Source organism: Agrobacterium sp. K11 (genome assembly GCF_059429395.1).
The window spans coordinates 222,340-238,087 of record NZ_JCAHRB010000010.1 but is presented as its reverse complement, the minus strand read 5'-3'; the positions used below and the strand labels follow the sequence as shown (position 1 = coordinate 238,087).

Genomic DNA, 15,748 nt, shown 5'->3' with positions numbered 1-15,748 from the left:
TCGGTGTGCTGGCTGGCCGGGAGGCTGTTGCGGTTCGGTGAAAGCTGTCTCGCTGCCGGTAATTTTTTGGGAGGATAGTCGATGCGCGATGGCGATAAATTTTCACTGGGCGTGACGCGCCGAACCTTTATGGCTGGGCTTGGCGGCGTCGCCGCCGTGTCCGTCATCGGGAGGTCGGCCCTGGCTGCTGCCGGCAAGGAAGCGCCGGAACTGGCAGCCCTGGTAAAAGACGGCAAACTGCCGCCGTTGGCGGAACGTCTGCCAAAAAATCCGATGGTAGTGACGCCGCATGAAAAGATCGGCACCTATGGCGGCACATTGCGCCGCGGCCTGCGCGGTTCGTCGGACCATAACGGCATCCTGCGCATGGTCGGCAACCAGGGGCTGGTGCGCTGGAACATGGATTTCACCGAAGTTCTGCCCAACCTTGCCGAGAAATGGGAGGTCAATGACGACGCCTCGCAGTTCACCTTCCATCTGTTGCAGGGCGCGAAATGGTCTGATGGACATCCCTTTACCGCAGATGACGTGGTGTTCGCCATCGAGGACTGCATCAAGAACAAGGAGCTTTACAGCGCTACCCCGGCGCAGCTCTCCGTCGCCGGTAAGGCGGTCGATGTCGAGAAAGTCGATGATTTCACGGTCAGGTTCAAATTCGCAGCGCCAAACGCGCTTTATCTGGAAAACCTCGCCACGCCGCTCGGCCAGCATCCGACGCTGTTTGCCAAGCATTATTGCAGCAAGTTCCTGCCGAAATACAACACGGCGCTCGATGCCGACGTCAAGGCGGCTGGCGTGTCCAGCTGGACGGAACTGTTCCGCGCCAAGTGCGGCGACATCGAAATTCCGTCGCGCTGGTCGAATGTCGACAAGCCGACGCTCGACCCGTGGGTGGTCAAGGAACCCTATTCCGGCGGCGCGACCCGTGTGGTCATGACACGCAATCCTTACTTCTGGCAGGTCGATACGGAAGGCAACCAGCTTCCCTATATCAACGAAGTCAATTTCGGCATTTCGCAGGATGTCGAATCGCTGATGCTGAACGTCATCTCCGGCAAGATCGACATTCAGGAACGCCATATCAGCGTTCTCGCCAACAAGCCGACGTTGTCGCAGAACATGAAAAAGGGCGATTATCGTCTGTTGACGCTGGTCCCATCGGCTGCGCAGCAGTGCCAGATCTACCTCAACATCACCCACAAAGACCCTGAGATGCGCAAGATGTTCGGCGACAAGTCGTTCCGTCAGGCGCTGTCCATCGCGCTCAACCGTCAGGAAATCATCGACATCGTCTATTTCGGCCAGAGCGAGGGCTATCAGGCCGGGCCGCGCCCGACGCATCCCTGGTATCACGAAAAGCTGGCGCGTCAGAACACCGAATACGATGTCGCCAAGGCGAACGATCTTCTCGACAAGGCGGGTTACGACAAGAAGAACGGCAACGGCATGCGGCTCCGGCCTGACGGCCAGCCGATTTTCTTCTCGATCGATGTGATCCCGACACTCTATCCCGATCTGGTCGATGCGCTGGAACTGGTAAAGGCGCAGTGGGCGCAAATCGGCGTCGATATCAAGGTCAACACCATCGAACGCGCGCTGTACTACACACGCGGCGATGATAACGCCCATGATGCGGCGGTCTGGCCGGGTCCGGGCGGTCTCGATCCGATGCTCGACCCGCGTGACTTCTTCGCGTTCCACCCGCAGGGGTCGCGCTACGCCATTCCGTGGGCGCTTTGGTACACATCCAACGGGCAGAAGGGGGAAGAGCCGCCGGAAAGCCAGAAGAAGCGCTTCAAACTGTTCGATGAAGCGCGTTCGACGGCCGACCTTGTCAAGCGCGGCGAGAAGATGAAGGAAATCTTCGATATTGCGGCGGACGAGTTCGAGACGATCGGTCTTTGCCTTGCCGTTGGTGGTTTCGGTATCATCCGCAACAACCTTCGCAACGTGCCGGAGAAAGAACCCGACAGCTGGTCATGGCCCAACCCCGGCCCGGCGTTGCCGCAACAGTTCACCTTCACAAGCTGACACCGCCACATGGGCGTCGCTTCATCAATGCGGCGGCGCCTCTCAGGTTGCTTCGACCACCCGCAAGCCGTCTCGTAGTGGAAGGCGGCGCGTGTGGTAAAACGTGATTGCGAGAACGTCATGCTGCTATTTATCGTAAAACGCCTGCTGTGGATGATACCATCCCTGTTCGCCGTCAGTTTTCTTGCCTTTGTACTGATCCAGCTGCCACCCGGTGACTACGTGACGACTTACATCGCCACGCTTGCTGCGTCCAACGAAGTCATAGACCACAATACGGCGGCGCAACTGCGAGAGCGCTTCGGTCTCGATGACCCGATGATCGTGCAATATCTCAAATGGATATGGGGCATCATCAGTCGCGGCGATTTTGGCATCTCGTTCGAATGGCAGCAGCCCGTTTCCGGCCTCATCTGGGAGCGCATGGCGCTGACGCTGGTTCTGGCCATAGCAAGCCTTCTCGCAACCTGGGCCATAGCACTTCCGATCGGCGTCTTCTCCGCCGTGCGCAAATACTCGATCGGCGATTATCTTTTTACCGCCTTCTCCTTTTTCGGCCTGTCCATACCGTCATTCCTCCTGGCGCTGGTGCTGATGTATGTCGCGGCGGTGGAATTTGGGGCCGATGTCGGAGGGCTGTTTTCGGCGGAGTACGAGACTGCCTCGTGGAGCATCGCCAAGATGATGGATCTGATGGCCCACATCTGGCTACCAGTTGCGATCCTCGCGGTGTCCTCCACGGCAAGCCTCATCCGCGTCATGCGCGCAAACATGCTGGACGAATTACCCAAACCCTACGTGACCACCGCGCGCGCAAAGGGATTGTCCGAGTTCCGGCTGCTGACGAAATATCCTTTGAGAATTGCGCTCAACCCATTCATTTCCACGATTGCATGGCTGTTGCCCAATCTCATTTCAGGCTCGGTTGTGGTTGCTATCGTGCTCAATCTGCCGACGGCCGCGCCGCTGCTTTTGCAGTCGCTGATGGCGCAGGACATGTATCTAGCCGGCGCCTTTGTGCTTTTGATCTGCGGATTGACGTTGATCGGATCACTCATCAGCGACATCCTTCTTGCGCTGGTCGATCCGCGCATCCGTCTCGAATAGGAGGGCGCCATGAGCGATATCGCCATCACCACCAATACCCGGCCGGACCGCGCTGCCGTCGCCTCGCAATGGCAACTGATCTGGTGGGCGTTCAAGCGCCACAGGCTGGCCATGGCCGCCCTGTTCGTCACCATCGCAATGTATATCGTCGCGCTTTTGCCAGGTTTCTTCGCCATCAACGATCCGGTTCTGCAGAATGCGCGCGCCACCTTCCATCCGCCGCAACGTGTGCATTTCATCGATACGACGGACGGCCTCTCGCTTGGTCTGCACTATTATCCGCTGAAGCTGACGCGTGATCCTGAAACGCTGGCGGCGGTGTTCGTCGAAGATACGGCCAAGAAAATCCCGATCCAGCTATTCGGTCGCGGCTACGAATATTCGGTGCTCGGCCTGTTCACCACGGATATCCATCTGCTGGCCTCGACCGACAAGACCCGACCGCTCTTCCTTTTCGGCGCGGATCGCCTTGGCCGTGATGTTTTCAGCCGGGTAATACAGGGCTCGCAAATTTCGCTGTCCATCGGTCTCGTCGGCGTGTTTTTCTCGCTGCTTCTCGGTGTCGTTCTGGGCGGTATCTCCGGTTATTACGGCGGCCGCATCGATTTTGTCATGCAGCGCGTCATCGACTTCGTTTTGTCGCTGCCGACCATTCCCATCTGGCTGGCGCTTGCCGCTGCCCTGCCGCAGGGTTGGCCGGCAACGCTGCAATATATGATGATCACCATCATCCTGTCCTTGACCGGCTGGGCGCAGCTTGCCCGCGTCGTGCGCGGCAGGTTCCTGTCATTGAGGACGGAAGAGTTCGTGGCGGCGGCCCGGCTGGATGGCGTGCCGGAAGGGCGCATCATTTTCCGCCATATGCTGCCGAGTTTTTCGAGCCACATCATCGCCTCGGTCACGCTTGCCGTTCCGGCCATGATCCTTGCGGAAACCTCGCTGTCCTTCCTCGGTCTTGGCCTCCAGCCGCCGACCATTTCCTGGGGTGTGCTGCTTCGCGAGGCGCAGAATATACGCTCGATCGCAACCGCGCCGTGGCTGTTCCTGCCCGGCGTGGCTGTCGTCGTTGCCGTCATGGCGCTCAATCTGCTCGGTGACGGTCTGCGTGACGCAGCCGACCCCTATAACAAGTGAGACCCCGGATGAGCGATATTCTCTCCATGAAGCCAGACCGACCGCTGCTTGACGTCCGGAATCTGGTCACCGAATTTCCGGTGCGAAACGGCATTTTCCGCGCGGTAAACGATCTGTCTTTTTCCATCGATCCCGGCAAGACGCTCTGCGTTGTGGGCGAAAGCGGTTCCGGCAAATCCGTCACCGCCCGCTCGATCCTGCAGATCATCGACAGCCCCGGTTACATCGCTTCCGGGTCGATCATCCTCAACCGTGCCGACGGCACGTCGCTGGATCTCGCAAAGCTCGATCCGCGCAGCCGGGCCATCCGCTCGGTGCGCGGCGCAGATATCGCGATGATTTTTCAAGAGCCGATGTCGTCGCTGTCGCCGGTGCATACCGTCGGTGATCAGATCACCGAAGTTCTGCGGCTGCACTTGAAGATGAGCAAGGCGCAGGCACGGGCGGAAGCCATCGAGCTGCTGCGCCAGGTGGAAATTCCCAACCCCGAAAAGGCGCTGGATCGTTACGCCTTCCAATATTCCGGCGGCATGCGCCAGCGCGCCATGATCGCCATGGCGCTGGCCTGCAAACCGCAACTGTTGATCGCCGACGAACCGACAACCGCGCTGGACGTCACGACGCAGGCCGAAATCCTCGACCTGATATCGCGGCTGCAAAAGGCGCATGGCATGGCGGTGCTGTTCATCACCCACGACATGGGCGTGGTGGCGCAGATTGCCGATGACGTGCTGGTCATGCATCACGGCGTCGCCAAGGAATATGGCACTGTTGATGAGATATTCCACAATCCACAAGACCCCTATACGCGCATGCTGATCGGCTCGGTTCTGAAGCTGGAGCAGAAGGCGGAAATCCGGCTGGCCCGCCCGCCGCTCGATCTTGCCGCGGCGCCTATCCTAGAAGTGAACGACCTCTCGATGCACTTCGGTGAGATGAAGGCGCTGGATGGCGTGTCGATCAAGCTGCTTCCGGGCGAAACGCTCGGCATCGTCGGCGAAAGCGGCTCCGGCAAGACCACCATGGGCCGCTCGATCATGCGCCTCTACGATCCGACCGGGGGCGAGATGCGCTATCGCCGGGCAGATGGCACGGTGGTCGATCTTGCCAAAATCGAAGGTGCGGAGCTGAAAGCGGCGCGGCGTGAGTTGCGCATGGTTTTTCAGGATCCGTTCGGTTCGCTCAATCCGCGCATGACGGTGGCACAGGTCATCGGCGAGCCGCTGCTGGTCAACGGCATTGCGAAAGGCAAGGAACTGGATGAGCGCGTCTGCGCCCTGATGGAGCAGGTGGGTCTGGACCCGGCCGGACGTGAGCGTTACCCACACGCCTTTTCCGGCGGCCAGCGCCAACGCATCGGTATCGCCCGCGCCATCACGCTCCGGCCGCGCATCATCGTTGCGGATGAGGCGACATCGGCGCTCGATGTTTCGGTGCGTTTCCAGGTGCTGGACCTGCTCATGCGGCTGCAGGACGAACTTGGCCTGGCTTACATCTTCATCAGCCATGACATCGGCGTCATCAGATACATGTGCGACCGCGTCGGAGTGATGTATCGCGGCAAGCTTGTTGAGGTGGGAGACGCCGAAAAAGTCTGCAACGCGCCGGATCACCCTTATACGCAGGCACTTCTGTCGGCCATTCCGCGCCCGGATCCGCGCGACCGCGACCGCACGAGAAGGTTCCGCTACGTCGAGCCGCCCGAGATCAAGAACGGAGCTGCTGCCAGATAACAGCGCGGCTGTTGCTTCTCGCAATTCAAGAGGAAGACCAAAGCATGAAAATCGATCGCATGCGGGTATTCGTTACCCGCGACAAGGACCGCCCCCGCGTTATCGTCGCTCTCGATACCGATGACGGTTTGACCGGCTGGGGCGAATGCTACAATCACGGCCCCGATCTCGCATTGCCCCCGGTTCTGGATTACCTCTACGGCTTCCTTGCCGGGCAGGATCCGACTCGGGTCGAGTATCTCTACAATCTCCTCCTCCAACAAAACCGCTTTCCGCCCGGAGCACTTGGTCTTTCGGCAATCTCAGCGCTTGACCATTGCCTCTGGGACCTTGCCGCCAAGGCGGCAGGCGTGCCTGTGTACAAGCTTCTGGGCGGCGAAGTGCGTGACCGTATCAAGGTTTACGCCGGCGTCTACACGGCACCGGATGCACCGGCGGCAAGGGAGGAATTCGATCGTCTCAACGAAGACTGGGGGTTCACAGCCTTCAAGCTAAGCCCATGGCGCGTCGATATTCACGCCCATCGCTGGGGTGAGGTGGTGCGCAGTTCGGCCGAATATTTCCGCTCGCTTCGCGAAACGGTGCGGCCCGACTACGATATTGCCTTCGACGCGCATGCCAAGATTTTCGAGCCTGCCGCCGCTCGTCAACTGGGCAATGCGCTTGCCCCTTATGATCCGCTATTTTTCGAAGAGCCGTTGCGTCCGGAAAATATCGAGATGTGGGGAGACCTGAAGCAGGGGCTGAACTGCACGCTGGCAACGGGTGAAAGTCTTTACAATCGCAATGACTTCCTGCGTCTTCTGCAAGTCCGGGGCGCCGATATCATTCAACCCGACATCTGCGTTGTCGGTGGTATTTCCGAAATGCGCCGCATCGCCACGCTGGCAGAGGCGCATTTCGTCAGCATCGCGCCGCACAACCCGATGGGGCCGCTCGCCACCGCCGTCAACGTGCATTTCTCCGCCGCCCAGCAGAATTTCCGTATTCTTGAATACAGGCTGCCGAAGGGGCAGTGCTATGTTTATGGTGGCACTGACCTCGAAAAACGCGAGGATGAAACGCGCTATGTTGTCGACCCTTATCTGCCAAAGGATGGATACCTGGAACTGAGGCCGGACCGACCGGGTTGGGGAGTCGAGATGGATGAAAAGGCCATGCAGGAAGATGGCTATGTTCACTGGCAGCGACGCGTGCCGAAACGGCCTGATGGCTCATATGCTTTTGCCTGAAACGGTTACGATTGCCTTCAGGCAGCTTTCGGCCCGCCTCCGCCCTTCCTGGGGTGGAAGGATGACGCATCTGCACCACGAGGATCACGGCGATATTCTGGTGCCGACAGCGGAGGAGTCTTTTGACCCGTTCAACTGGCCGAGGGCAGGTGCCTATCCGCTCATTCCTTACCACAACAGGTTATATGGCAGCTCATTCGTTCACGCGGATATCCGCCACGACCTTCTTCCACATCCCGCCCTTTCGCCTGATGCCATGCACGGACCTGCTCACCGACGATCGTGGGATATTTCCAGCCTGGCGGCCGATCAGTGCACGCTGGTGCTTGACTATAAGGCGGATGCTGAGTGGCCATTCTCCTTCCGCGCTGAACAATCTTTTTTGCTTGAAAGCAACCGTTTGACGGTGGAATTGTCGATAACCAATCTGGAAAACCGGCCTGTGCCGGTTTCGCTTGGCTGGCATCCCTATTTTGCGGCAGAATTGGCCTCCGACGCCAGCACCGATGCCAAACTGCAATATCCCCTCGATGTGCAGAACGTGCCAACCGGCCAGCAAGCGGTGCCCCGCTCGAAACCTCCCATTCCTGCTACGACGGGATACACCTTGCACTTCATCGACTGGTCATATGCGCGCATCGGTTTTGACAGTTTTTCACTGTTGCTCGAGGCGGATCCCGTTTTTAGCAATCTCGCTGCCCACCGTATGGACCGCTATCTTTGTCTTGAGCCCGTTTCCATGGTCGCCGGAGCGCTTGGCTTACCGGAACCAGAGCGAAATGGCCGCGGCGTCGAAACGATCTCGCCCGGTCAACGACTGTCTGGGTGTATCAGGCTTTCTATTGAAAGTTGACAGGGGCGTAGGTGCCTCACTCCCATGATGCTGATGGTCGGATTGCATGACCTCAACAATGCGCTGAACACCTAAACGAAATTCATCAATAATTTTCGTTTGAGTCCATTCCACTGTGTTTCTAAGCCAATGGAACTGCTCGAAAAAGTCTGACAACAAATGACGTGCTGTGGGGTCGTACCCCTTCAGGGCGAAAAGACACTTTGTCCCAAAACGGAGTGGACTTTAAAGTCCAGCTCGCCATGAAAATCATTTCTGGAAAAGTTTTGGTTATCCTCGATCTTCGACAAAAGAAAACAAAAGGCGCTACAGCTTGAAGAGCGACGTTAGAAATCGCGACGCGCTTTAAGTATTTTATTCAATCAGCCGCTTCGCCATCACGATCGATGGTGTCCGGTCAATTTCCACAAAGCCGAATTTGGCGTAAAATGCTACGACCTTTTCGTTATACTGATTAACGCCTAGATGGACGCCTCTTACGTCAGACCTCGTTAAAGAATCCAGTTGATGTCGCAGTAGCGACGACCCATGGCCGCCATTTTGGATCTCAGGCAGAAGATTGATATGCAGATGGGCGGGGTAGGGCCGCGTGACCTCAGCCGGGGTCTTTCTTGCGCTTCGAATATAGGAAAGAACGTTGTCATCCTCTACTGTCCGTGTTTCGAAATCGCGGAGCTCTTCCAGCAAGGACGGCCACCATGCGGCCTCGAGCCAATTTTCATAGGCAATCGTATCGGGTGCGGCGACACAGTAGCCCATGACGACGTCATCCTTCGTCAGCACGAATGCAGTTTCTGTGCAGAAGCGGACATAGGGCAGCGCCCATAAAAGTCCGGGAAGTCTCGGGTCAGAGTAGTATTGTGATCCGTCTTTGCCTCGATCCGAAGTGCGCACACATATGTCGAGGATCGCCGTCTCATCGGACGGTCGGGCGTTGCGGATGGTAACGGATGATAAAGACGCTGGCATGGTCATAATCGCGGCCTCAGGCAGCCACATGAGGGGTGCGAAGCGCGTCATCGAAGCGCTGCCAGGTTTCAGCAAGCTCGATGGTGCGCCGGACACGGCGTGCCTCATCGATCTTGATCGCGACGAGCCCCGCTTCCAAGGCTGAGACGATATTGACGGGCAGCGGAGAGGCCTCGGTCAGATGCCTGTAGATATCCGAGGCCATCTGATCATCTGCGCCATAGTGATCGCTTTCGTGCCCCTCGTAACGCCGCTCGACTAGCTTTTCGCCTGTTATTGCAGAGTGCACCTCGAAGCGATTGCGGATGAAATCGCCTTCGGCCATTCCCTTGCTACCGATCACGCAGAAGCGGCGAAACTGATCTGGAACGTTGAGATTGGTATGAAACGTCATCGTCGCCCCGCCATTATATTCGATAATCGCGGTCTGATAGTCGATAATATCGCCGTCACTCTCAAACACTGCGCCACCCTCTAGCCAGCCGCTCGGCTTTTTATAGAATTCCCGCTGTTGAAACGCGGAGAACTGATCCGGCTTGTTTTCCGCGATAAACGACTTTCGGCCGCCGAAGCTGGCAACGGCCATCGCCCGCTGCCCAACAACGCTGCCATAGAGGTCGAGATCGTGGCAGCATTTCTCCAAGATAAACGGCCCGGCATAGCGCGTATGCCGTCGCCAGTCCCGCATGAAGAATGCTCCGTGGTAGGGTGCGATATGCTCGGATGCCTCAATCGACGTGATGGCGCCGATTTGACCTTGCGTCTGCGCTGCGCGCAGATCCCGATAAAGGTCAGAGTACCGCAGAACGAGCCCCACGATAACGCTTTCATCGCCATATTCGGCAAGCAAACGCGCCATCGTCATCGTCTGGTTTTCGTCGATCACCACCGGCTTCTCCGTGAAAACCCGCACGCCTGCGCGCAATCCCGCGGTGATATGTTCCAGATGGAAAAGATTGGGCGAGCCGACCATAAGAAGATCCGGCTTCGTCTGCGTCAGCATAGCCTCGATGGTATCGAAACGTCGCGGCGCCGCCATGCCTGCGGACTGAATGGCTGGCAGCCCAGCAGGCTGCGGGTCCATCAAGCCGACAATTTCCAGTTCAGGGCAGGCCTTGCGGAAGGAGGCAATGACATTGGCAAGCCGAAAGCCGAGCCCGGCAATTGCGATTTTCATGTTTTAGTCCTGTCGGCAAGAGTCATGTAAATCAGGATGACGTGTCGTCATCCGTTGGCGCGCCTGCGACCCGATCGAAGCGTCTTTCGAAATCGATCGTCTGGCTGCGTCCGCGCATGGATGAGAGGCGCCTGAAGTCTGGGCTGCCATGGGCAATCACAGGTAGCATGGCAGCGCCGATCGCGGCGGCCTCCGGCCCTAGAGCGCCAGCACACAGCCGGGGAATTTCGCGGTGGCTTCGGGCGCTGACTGACGGCAAAAGGGGATAGGCCCGGTCGATCAGGGAATTGATGAGCGCTGGTGGAAAGTGCCCTCCAACCACGATGGTCTGCGGGTCCATGATGTTTTCAAGCAGCGACACCAGCAACCGCAGGCGCTTTGAATTGAGGTCGAGCCATCGCATCAGAACACTGTCGCGTTGAGCGTAAAGTTTCTCCAATGCCCCAGGCCGCGCAATCTCCTTGCTTTCGCACGACAGCATCGCTGCAAGTTCGTCGATCGAAAACGGTGTCTGTTTTCCCGCATCTGGATTGGCAAGTTCCGCCGGCCATGTCAGGAGACCGATTTCTCCGGCATTGTTCCAAAATCCCTGAAGCGGCATGCTGTCATTGATAATGCCTGCCCCAAGTCCGTGCCCGACGAAAATATGGACGTAGTGGCTCAGTCCTCCCGCACTTCCCACCCTCAGTTCGGCAACTGCTGCGGCTGTGGCGTCATTCTCGATGATGGTGGGGAGGCCACATGCATCTTCGATGGCTTCCGCCACCGGCATACGGCTCCACGCATCCCAACCCGGCGGGCCGACGGGATGTTCGAATTCCGCCTCCTGCAATGTGGGCATCGCGATGCCGATGCCCCAGGCGGGACGATCCACGGTAACCGACCGCAGACGCTGTGTCATATCGGCGATGGCACGGATGGTGTCGGATGGATCTTCGAGCGATGCGGATGCGGTTTCGCGACCCAACTCCCGCCCCGCCAGATCGCAGACGATGCCCAGAAGCCCGTCGCGATCCACGTGAATACCCAGGCAGCAACCGGCCTCGGCCCTGACCCACATCTTCTTTTGCGGCGCACCGCGCGCGCCCTCTTGTTGGATGGTTTCCACAACCACTGAACGGTCTATCAGGTCCTTGCAGATATTGGACATGGTCTGCGGCTTCAAACCTGTCACATCAACAAGGTCACGCCGGCTTATGCCATTGCCGGATCGGATCAGATCGAAAACGAGGCGACGGTTGTAGCGGCCGGAATATGTGTGATTGCTGCCCATCAAGCTCATCGGGGCCAATTCCTATTTAATAAATTAAATGGAATTTATCAGCCCAACCTATGGGCGTCAAGCAGTTCGCAATGCAGACGATCTTAGCCTTCAGTCATAATACTGTAACGCAAGGACCGTAATTCCGAAGAAAAGGCGGCTTGATTTTTAATCTGGTAAATGGATTAATAGGGTCGCCTTCTTCTCAGTGACTTTAAAAAGGGAACATAGTCATGCTGAAATGGACCTTGCGGCGTATCATAGCGGGCGCGTTGGCGTCGGCGTCGATCATCAGTGTTGCGAATGCCGGAGAACTGGTGGTCTACACCGCTCATGGGGAGGCGACATCTGCTCCCATCCTCGACGCTTTTGCCAAGGAAAATCCGGATGTGAAGGTGACCGTCGTGCGCGGCGGTACTGGCGAGCTGATCGAGCGTCTGCGTGCAGAAGGTGGCAATTCCTCGGCAGACGTCATGTGGGGCGGACCGACGCAGACCTTCGAAGAAAATGCAGCGCTCTTCCAATCGTTCGAAAGCAAGTCCGACGCCGACATGGTGACTAACGATCCCAATCACATCTGGCATCCGTTCACGGTGCTGCTGCAGCCGCTGGTCGTCAGCACCAAACGCGTCGAGGCCGGCTCCATACCAAGGACGCAGAAAGATCTCGTCTCACAGGACTTCGCAAAGAACGGTGGCCTGATTATTCCAGACCCTGCAAAATCCGGCACCGGATATGTCATTCTTTCCGCTCTTGCTGGCAATTTCGGTTGGGATTTCGTCGGTCAAATGGCCAAGGGTGCGCGCATTGCTCCCGGTTCCGATGACGCCTTCAACGCCGTACGCGACGGTGAAGCAGCAGTTGGCTGGATTAACGAGGATCTGGGTGCCAAGTGGAAGGCTCAAGGTCTGCCGATCGAAATCGTCTATCCGACCGATGCGGTTACCGGCCAGATCGATGCGCAAGCCATCGTCAAGGGCGCACAGCACATCGAAGACGCCAAGAGCTTCATCGATTTCCTCGGCAGCAAGACGGCGCATGAAATCGTTCGCGACGCCACCGTTCGACGCTCGGCACGCAAGGATGTAACGCCTCCCGCCGCTCTGCCTGACATGGCTACGCTCACGATCGTATCCGCTGTCGATCCGCGCCCTGTGGTCGTGGCTCGCTTTCAGGAGCTTCGCGGAAAATGAAGGTACTGCGCGACAATTGGCTGATATTTTCAATCGTCGCGCTCGTGCTCTGCGGCCTGACGATTGTTGTCCCGCAGGTTCGCCTCATGGCCGCCTCCCTCCTGGAGGAGGGCGGCCGTTTTACTCTTCTGCATAATAAAGACGGCTTGCAATTCGTCCCGGAAATGACCGCCCGATACAGCGTTGCTAAACTTTCTGACGGCGTTGCGATAACGCTGAGTTCGACTGACAGTCTGACTGTAGACGTCCAGGATGACCGAACGCTGCGCCTCTCTTCGCAAGAGCCGATTTCGGTTGGTAAGGACGAGGCAGGTTTACTTGAACTCGATCTGGGCTCGGCTCGGTTCACGCTTTCGCAGCAGGCGCCCCGGGGGCTATTCGCGACAACTGCACCAGCGCCTCTAGATATCAACGCGCAGTCGCTCAACGCCGTCCTGCTCTCACATGCCGCGAACGCCTACATCACCTTCGAAAACAAATCGCTGTCGCTCTCTACTGTCCACTATACCGACTTCTTTACACGCTCGGAAACCCTTTCCGCCACGGTAAACAGCCTGCTGATCGCGTTGACGTCCACCGGACTTGCCGCTTTGATCGGCGTATCGCTGGCTTATCTTATCGCACGTTACCGGGTCGCGGGCAGCACTGCTATCGTCTTTCTTGTCACTATGGCGTCCGTATCTCCACCATTTCTGGGGGCATACGCCTGGCGCTTGCTTCTGGGACGAAACGGCGTTCTGACCAACTATCTCGGCCTCGATGTCTCGATTGTCGGCTTGCATGGCGTCATTTGGGTCATCACCTGGCTGGTCTTTCCAATCATCTTTTTGCTCAGTCACAGCTCGTTTCAGAGTTTGGACGCTGGCCATATCGAGGCAGCGGAAAGCCTTGGTGCCAAGCCGCCTCGTGTGCGCATGACGGTCGAAATTCCGCTGGCACTTCCCGGCATCATCACCGGTCTCTATCTGGCAACGATGGCAGCCCTGTCTGACTTCGGAACGCCGCGCATCATTGGCCTCGATGTCAACGCACTGCCGGTTCTGATCTATACGTCCTTCCTGAGTGAGGCAGGACGCAATCCGGCGCTTGCGGCCACAGGATCGATTGTGCTCATCACCATCTCGAGCCTCTTCCTCATGGCGCAGCAAATCTATTTGGCGCGACGCGGTTTTGCCGTGGTGTCGTCGCGGGCGCTGGAACGCAAGCCGCTATCGCCTCTTGCTCATGTCACAGTGCTTGGCGCGGTCATCATTGCCCTTCTCATGGCATTCACGCCCCACCTGACGGTGCTGGTTTCCAGCTTCATGGAATGGCGGGTCGGTCTACCCAGGGCGAACTTTACGCTGGAAAACTACGCCACTATGTGGCGCACCGGCATGGGGCCGGCTTGGGTGACCTTGTCGCTTGGTATTGCCGGAACGCTGGCGGCAACAGCGATCGGGTTGGGGATTGCATATGTTATTATACGCAAGCGCTACCGGATCATCGCCCCCGTTCTCAGCCTCACCGTCATGATGCCCTACGTCATTCCCGGCACGGTGCTTGGTATCGGTCTCATCATGATGTTCAACAAGGCGCCGCTGCAACTGACCGGCACCTGGTTCATCCTTCTCCTTGCCTATCTCATTCGTAACCTGCCTTTTACGGTGAAGGCGTCAGAGGCGGCCCTGAGGCGCGTTCACCCGGCTCTCGAAGAGGCCGCAATCAGTCTTGGAGCGCGCCCATTCAGGGTCTTCTTCACCATAACGGCACCTCTGGTCCTGGCGGGTGCGGTAACCGGTGCAACGCTCACCTTCCTTCACATCGTCACGGAGCTGTCGTCTACCATCGTTCTCTATCGTCCGCCGTGGAAGCCGATGACAGCCGTGATCTTCGAAAACACGCTGGTCGATGCCGATTTCGGTGTCTCTGCAGCACAGACCATCCTGCTGATGCTGATCATTTACATCCCTCTCTATTTCATTGTCCGCTACGGCCAAATTCGAGGAAATTCCGGTGGTTGAAACCTCATCTTCCAAAACTCCAACCCAAGGCTGCGAGGTCGTCATCGACGCCGTCTCCAAGACCTTTGGCAATCATGCAGTTCTGAAAGACATCAGCCTCACGATCAGGCCCGGCGAATTCTTCACGCTACTAGGGCAGTCCGGTTGCGGCAAGACGACACTTTTGCGCGCCATTGCAGGATTCCACCCAATCGATGGCGGAAAAATCCTGTTCAACGGGCAGAACGTGACCTCGCTCGCCGCCTGGGACAGAAATATCGGCTTCGTCTTCCAGAACTATGCGCTGTGGCCAAACCAGACCGTGTTCGACAATGTCGCTTACGGGCTCAAACTGCGTAAGGTTCCGAAGAGCGAAGTTGCTGAAAGGGTTCGGGCCGCACTGGCCCAGGTCGAGCTTCACGGCGTCGAGAAGCGTTATCCCGCAGAAATGAGTGGGGGTATGCAGCAGCGCATCGCGCTGGCGCGTGCACTCGTCATCAACCCGCCGCTGCTTCTCATGGACGAGCCCATGTCCAACCTTGATGCGCGTCTTCGCGTGGCTCTTCGCCATGAACTGCGCAGTCTGCAGAAGAGACTCGGTCTGACAGCAATCTATGTGACGCATGATCAGGAAGAAGCCCTCGAAATGTCGGACCGGATCGCCGTGATGCAGAATGGAATCGTGCAGCAGCTTGCAGATCCCGAAACAATTTATTCGCGACCGGCGAACCGCTTCGTTGCCGAGTTCGTCGGCAGCGCAAACTTTCTGGAGGGCGAATTTGATGAGGCCGGCTTCCAGATGGCTGACGGATCGAGACTTCCTATCACAGGAAGCGGCCACCGCGGTAAGGGCACACTTGTCGTGCGTCCCGAACAGGTAATGACCCGCGAAAAAGGCAGCGCTCTCGTCAATGCAACGGTGAAAGATCGCCGCTTCATGGGCAAGGCCTGGACGCAGAGCCTTCGACTTGAGAACGGTGCGACCATCTCGGTGGAAACACGACACGCACTCGATCTCGACTCGCGCGTCGGTGTGGATTTCGAGACGATAACTTTTCTACCATCGGGAGTATGAG

The 15,748-nt window shown here is 57.8% G+C and carries 12 protein-coding genes; 9 read left to right on the top strand and 3 right to left on the bottom strand.

The window, feature by feature from the left end; genetic code table 11:
• Nucleotides 1-81: 81 nt before the first annotated feature.
• The 6 genes from AC5SEO_RS19440 to AC5SEO_RS19415 all read left to right on the top strand — a co-directional run bounded on the left by AC5SEO_RS19440 (nucleotide 82) and on the right by AC5SEO_RS19415 (nucleotide 8,090).
• A complete protein-coding gene (locus tag AC5SEO_RS19440; protein ID WP_495363957.1) occupies nucleotides 82-2,031 on the top strand; it encodes an ABC transporter substrate-binding protein in 1,950 nt (649 codons plus the stop codon).
• A gap of 120 nt (nucleotides 2,032-2,151) precedes the next feature.
• Nucleotides 2,152-3,138, top strand: coding sequence for an ABC transporter permease (locus AC5SEO_RS19435; RefSeq protein ID WP_003517191.1), 987 nt, complete (start codon nucleotides 2,152-2,154; stop codon nucleotides 3,136-3,138).
• A 9-nt stretch (nucleotides 3,139-3,147) separates the two neighbouring features.
• On the top strand, nucleotides 3,148-4,272 hold the full coding sequence (locus AC5SEO_RS19430) for an ABC transporter permease (RefSeq protein WP_025591532.1): 1,125 nt from the start codon (nucleotides 3,148-3,150) through the stop codon (nucleotides 4,270-4,272).
• Nucleotides 4,273-4,280: 8 nt separating this feature from the next.
• Nucleotides 4,281-6,005, top strand: coding sequence for an ABC transporter ATP-binding protein (locus AC5SEO_RS19425; protein WP_019565751.1), 1,725 nt, complete (start codon nucleotides 4,281-4,283; stop codon nucleotides 6,003-6,005).
• Nucleotides 6,006-6,049: 44 nt separating this feature from the next.
• Complete coding sequence (locus AC5SEO_RS19420) at nucleotides 6,050-7,237, top strand: galactarate dehydratase (RefSeq protein WP_013637437.1); 1,188 nt, start codon at nucleotides 6,050-6,052, stop codon at nucleotides 7,235-7,237.
• Entirely contained in the window at nucleotides 7,224-8,090 is an 867-nt protein-coding gene (locus tag AC5SEO_RS19415) for an aldose 1-epimerase (protein ID WP_495363956.1), read from the top strand. The genes AC5SEO_RS19420 and AC5SEO_RS19415 overlap by 14 nt, the downstream gene beginning before the upstream one ends.
• A gap of 354 nt (nucleotides 8,091-8,444) precedes the next feature.
• Here AC5SEO_RS19415 and AC5SEO_RS19410 read toward each other — a convergent pair whose 3' ends face one another.
• Genes AC5SEO_RS19410 through AC5SEO_RS19400 form a run of 3 tightly spaced genes read right to left on the bottom strand, consistent with a single transcriptional unit; the run spans nucleotide 8,445 to nucleotide 11,518 of the window.
• Complete coding sequence (locus tag AC5SEO_RS19410; protein ID WP_083807412.1) at nucleotides 8,445-9,110, bottom strand: GNAT family N-acetyltransferase; 666 nt, start codon at nucleotides 9,108-9,110, stop codon at nucleotides 8,445-8,447.
• Nucleotides 9,076-10,236 carry a Gfo/Idh/MocA family protein gene (locus AC5SEO_RS19405; RefSeq protein WP_495363955.1) on the bottom strand — a complete coding sequence of 387 codons (1,161 nt, stop codon included), beginning with the start codon at nucleotides 10,234-10,236 and terminating at the stop codon, nucleotides 9,076-9,078. The genes AC5SEO_RS19410 and AC5SEO_RS19405 overlap by 35 nt, the downstream gene beginning before the upstream one ends.
• 31 nt (nucleotides 10,237-10,267) lie before the next feature.
• Entirely contained in the window at nucleotides 10,268-11,518 is a 1,251-nt protein-coding gene (locus AC5SEO_RS19400; RefSeq protein ID WP_113556329.1) for an ROK family protein, read from the bottom strand.
• A gap of 212 nt (nucleotides 11,519-11,730) precedes the next feature.
• Here AC5SEO_RS19400 and AC5SEO_RS19395 point away from each other — a divergent pair, with 212 nt between their 5' ends.
• From AC5SEO_RS19395 to AC5SEO_RS19385, 3 genes are read left to right on the top strand one after another with little or no spacing between them, the layout of a single operon-like run.
• Nucleotides 11,731-12,690: an extracellular solute-binding protein gene (locus AC5SEO_RS19395; RefSeq protein ID WP_065662744.1), complete on the top strand. Its 960-nt coding sequence runs from the start codon at nucleotides 11,731-11,733 to the stop codon at nucleotides 12,688-12,690.
• Nucleotides 12,687-14,693, top strand: a complete 2,007-nt coding sequence (locus AC5SEO_RS19390; protein ID WP_495363954.1) for an ABC transporter permease — start codon at nucleotides 12,687-12,689, stop codon at nucleotides 14,691-14,693. Before AC5SEO_RS19395 ends, AC5SEO_RS19390 begins: the two co-directional genes overlap by 4 nt.
• Nucleotides 14,686-15,747 carry an ABC transporter ATP-binding protein gene (locus AC5SEO_RS19385; RefSeq protein ID WP_495363953.1) on the top strand — a complete coding sequence of 354 codons (1,062 nt, stop codon included), beginning with the start codon at nucleotides 14,686-14,688 and terminating at the stop codon, nucleotides 15,745-15,747. The genes AC5SEO_RS19390 and AC5SEO_RS19385 overlap by 8 nt, the downstream gene beginning before the upstream one ends.
• The last annotated feature ends 1 nt before the right edge of the window (nucleotide 15,748 follow it).

Bases quoted from the DNA above. Each gene is read 5' to 3' on its own strand.
- AC5SEO_RS19440 (WP_495363957.1), top strand. From the start codon at position 82: ATGCGCGATGGCGATAAATTTTCACTGGGCGTGACGCGCCGAACCTTT.
- AC5SEO_RS19435 (WP_003517191.1), top strand. From the start codon at position 2,152: ATGCTGCTATTTATCGTAAAACGCCTGCTGTGGATGATACCATCCCTG.
- AC5SEO_RS19430 (WP_025591532.1), top strand. From the start codon at position 3,148: ATGAGCGATATCGCCATCACCACCAATACCCGGCCGGACCGCGCTGCC.
- AC5SEO_RS19425 (WP_019565751.1), top strand. From the start codon at position 4,281: ATGAGCGATATTCTCTCCATGAAGCCAGACCGACCGCTGCTTGACGTC.
- AC5SEO_RS19420 (WP_013637437.1), top strand. From the start codon at position 6,050: ATGAAAATCGATCGCATGCGGGTATTCGTTACCCGCGACAAGGACCGC.
- AC5SEO_RS19415 (WP_495363956.1), top strand. From the start codon at position 7,224: ATGCTTTTGCCTGAAACGGTTACGATTGCCTTCAGGCAGCTTTCGGCC.
- AC5SEO_RS19410 (WP_083807412.1), bottom strand. From the start codon at position 9,110: ATGACGCGCTTCGCACCCCTCATGTGGCTGCCTGAGGCCGCGATTATG.
- AC5SEO_RS19405 (WP_495363955.1), bottom strand. From the start codon at position 10,236: ATGAAAATCGCAATTGCCGGGCTCGGCTTTCGGCTTGCCAATGTCATT.
- AC5SEO_RS19400 (WP_113556329.1), bottom strand. From the start codon at position 11,518: ATGAGCTTGATGGGCAGCAATCACACATATTCCGGCCGCTACAACCGT.
- AC5SEO_RS19395 (WP_065662744.1), top strand. From the start codon at position 11,731: ATGCTGAAATGGACCTTGCGGCGTATCATAGCGGGCGCGTTGGCGTCG.
- AC5SEO_RS19390 (WP_495363954.1), top strand. From the start codon at position 12,687: ATGAAGGTACTGCGCGACAATTGGCTGATATTTTCAATCGTCGCGCTC.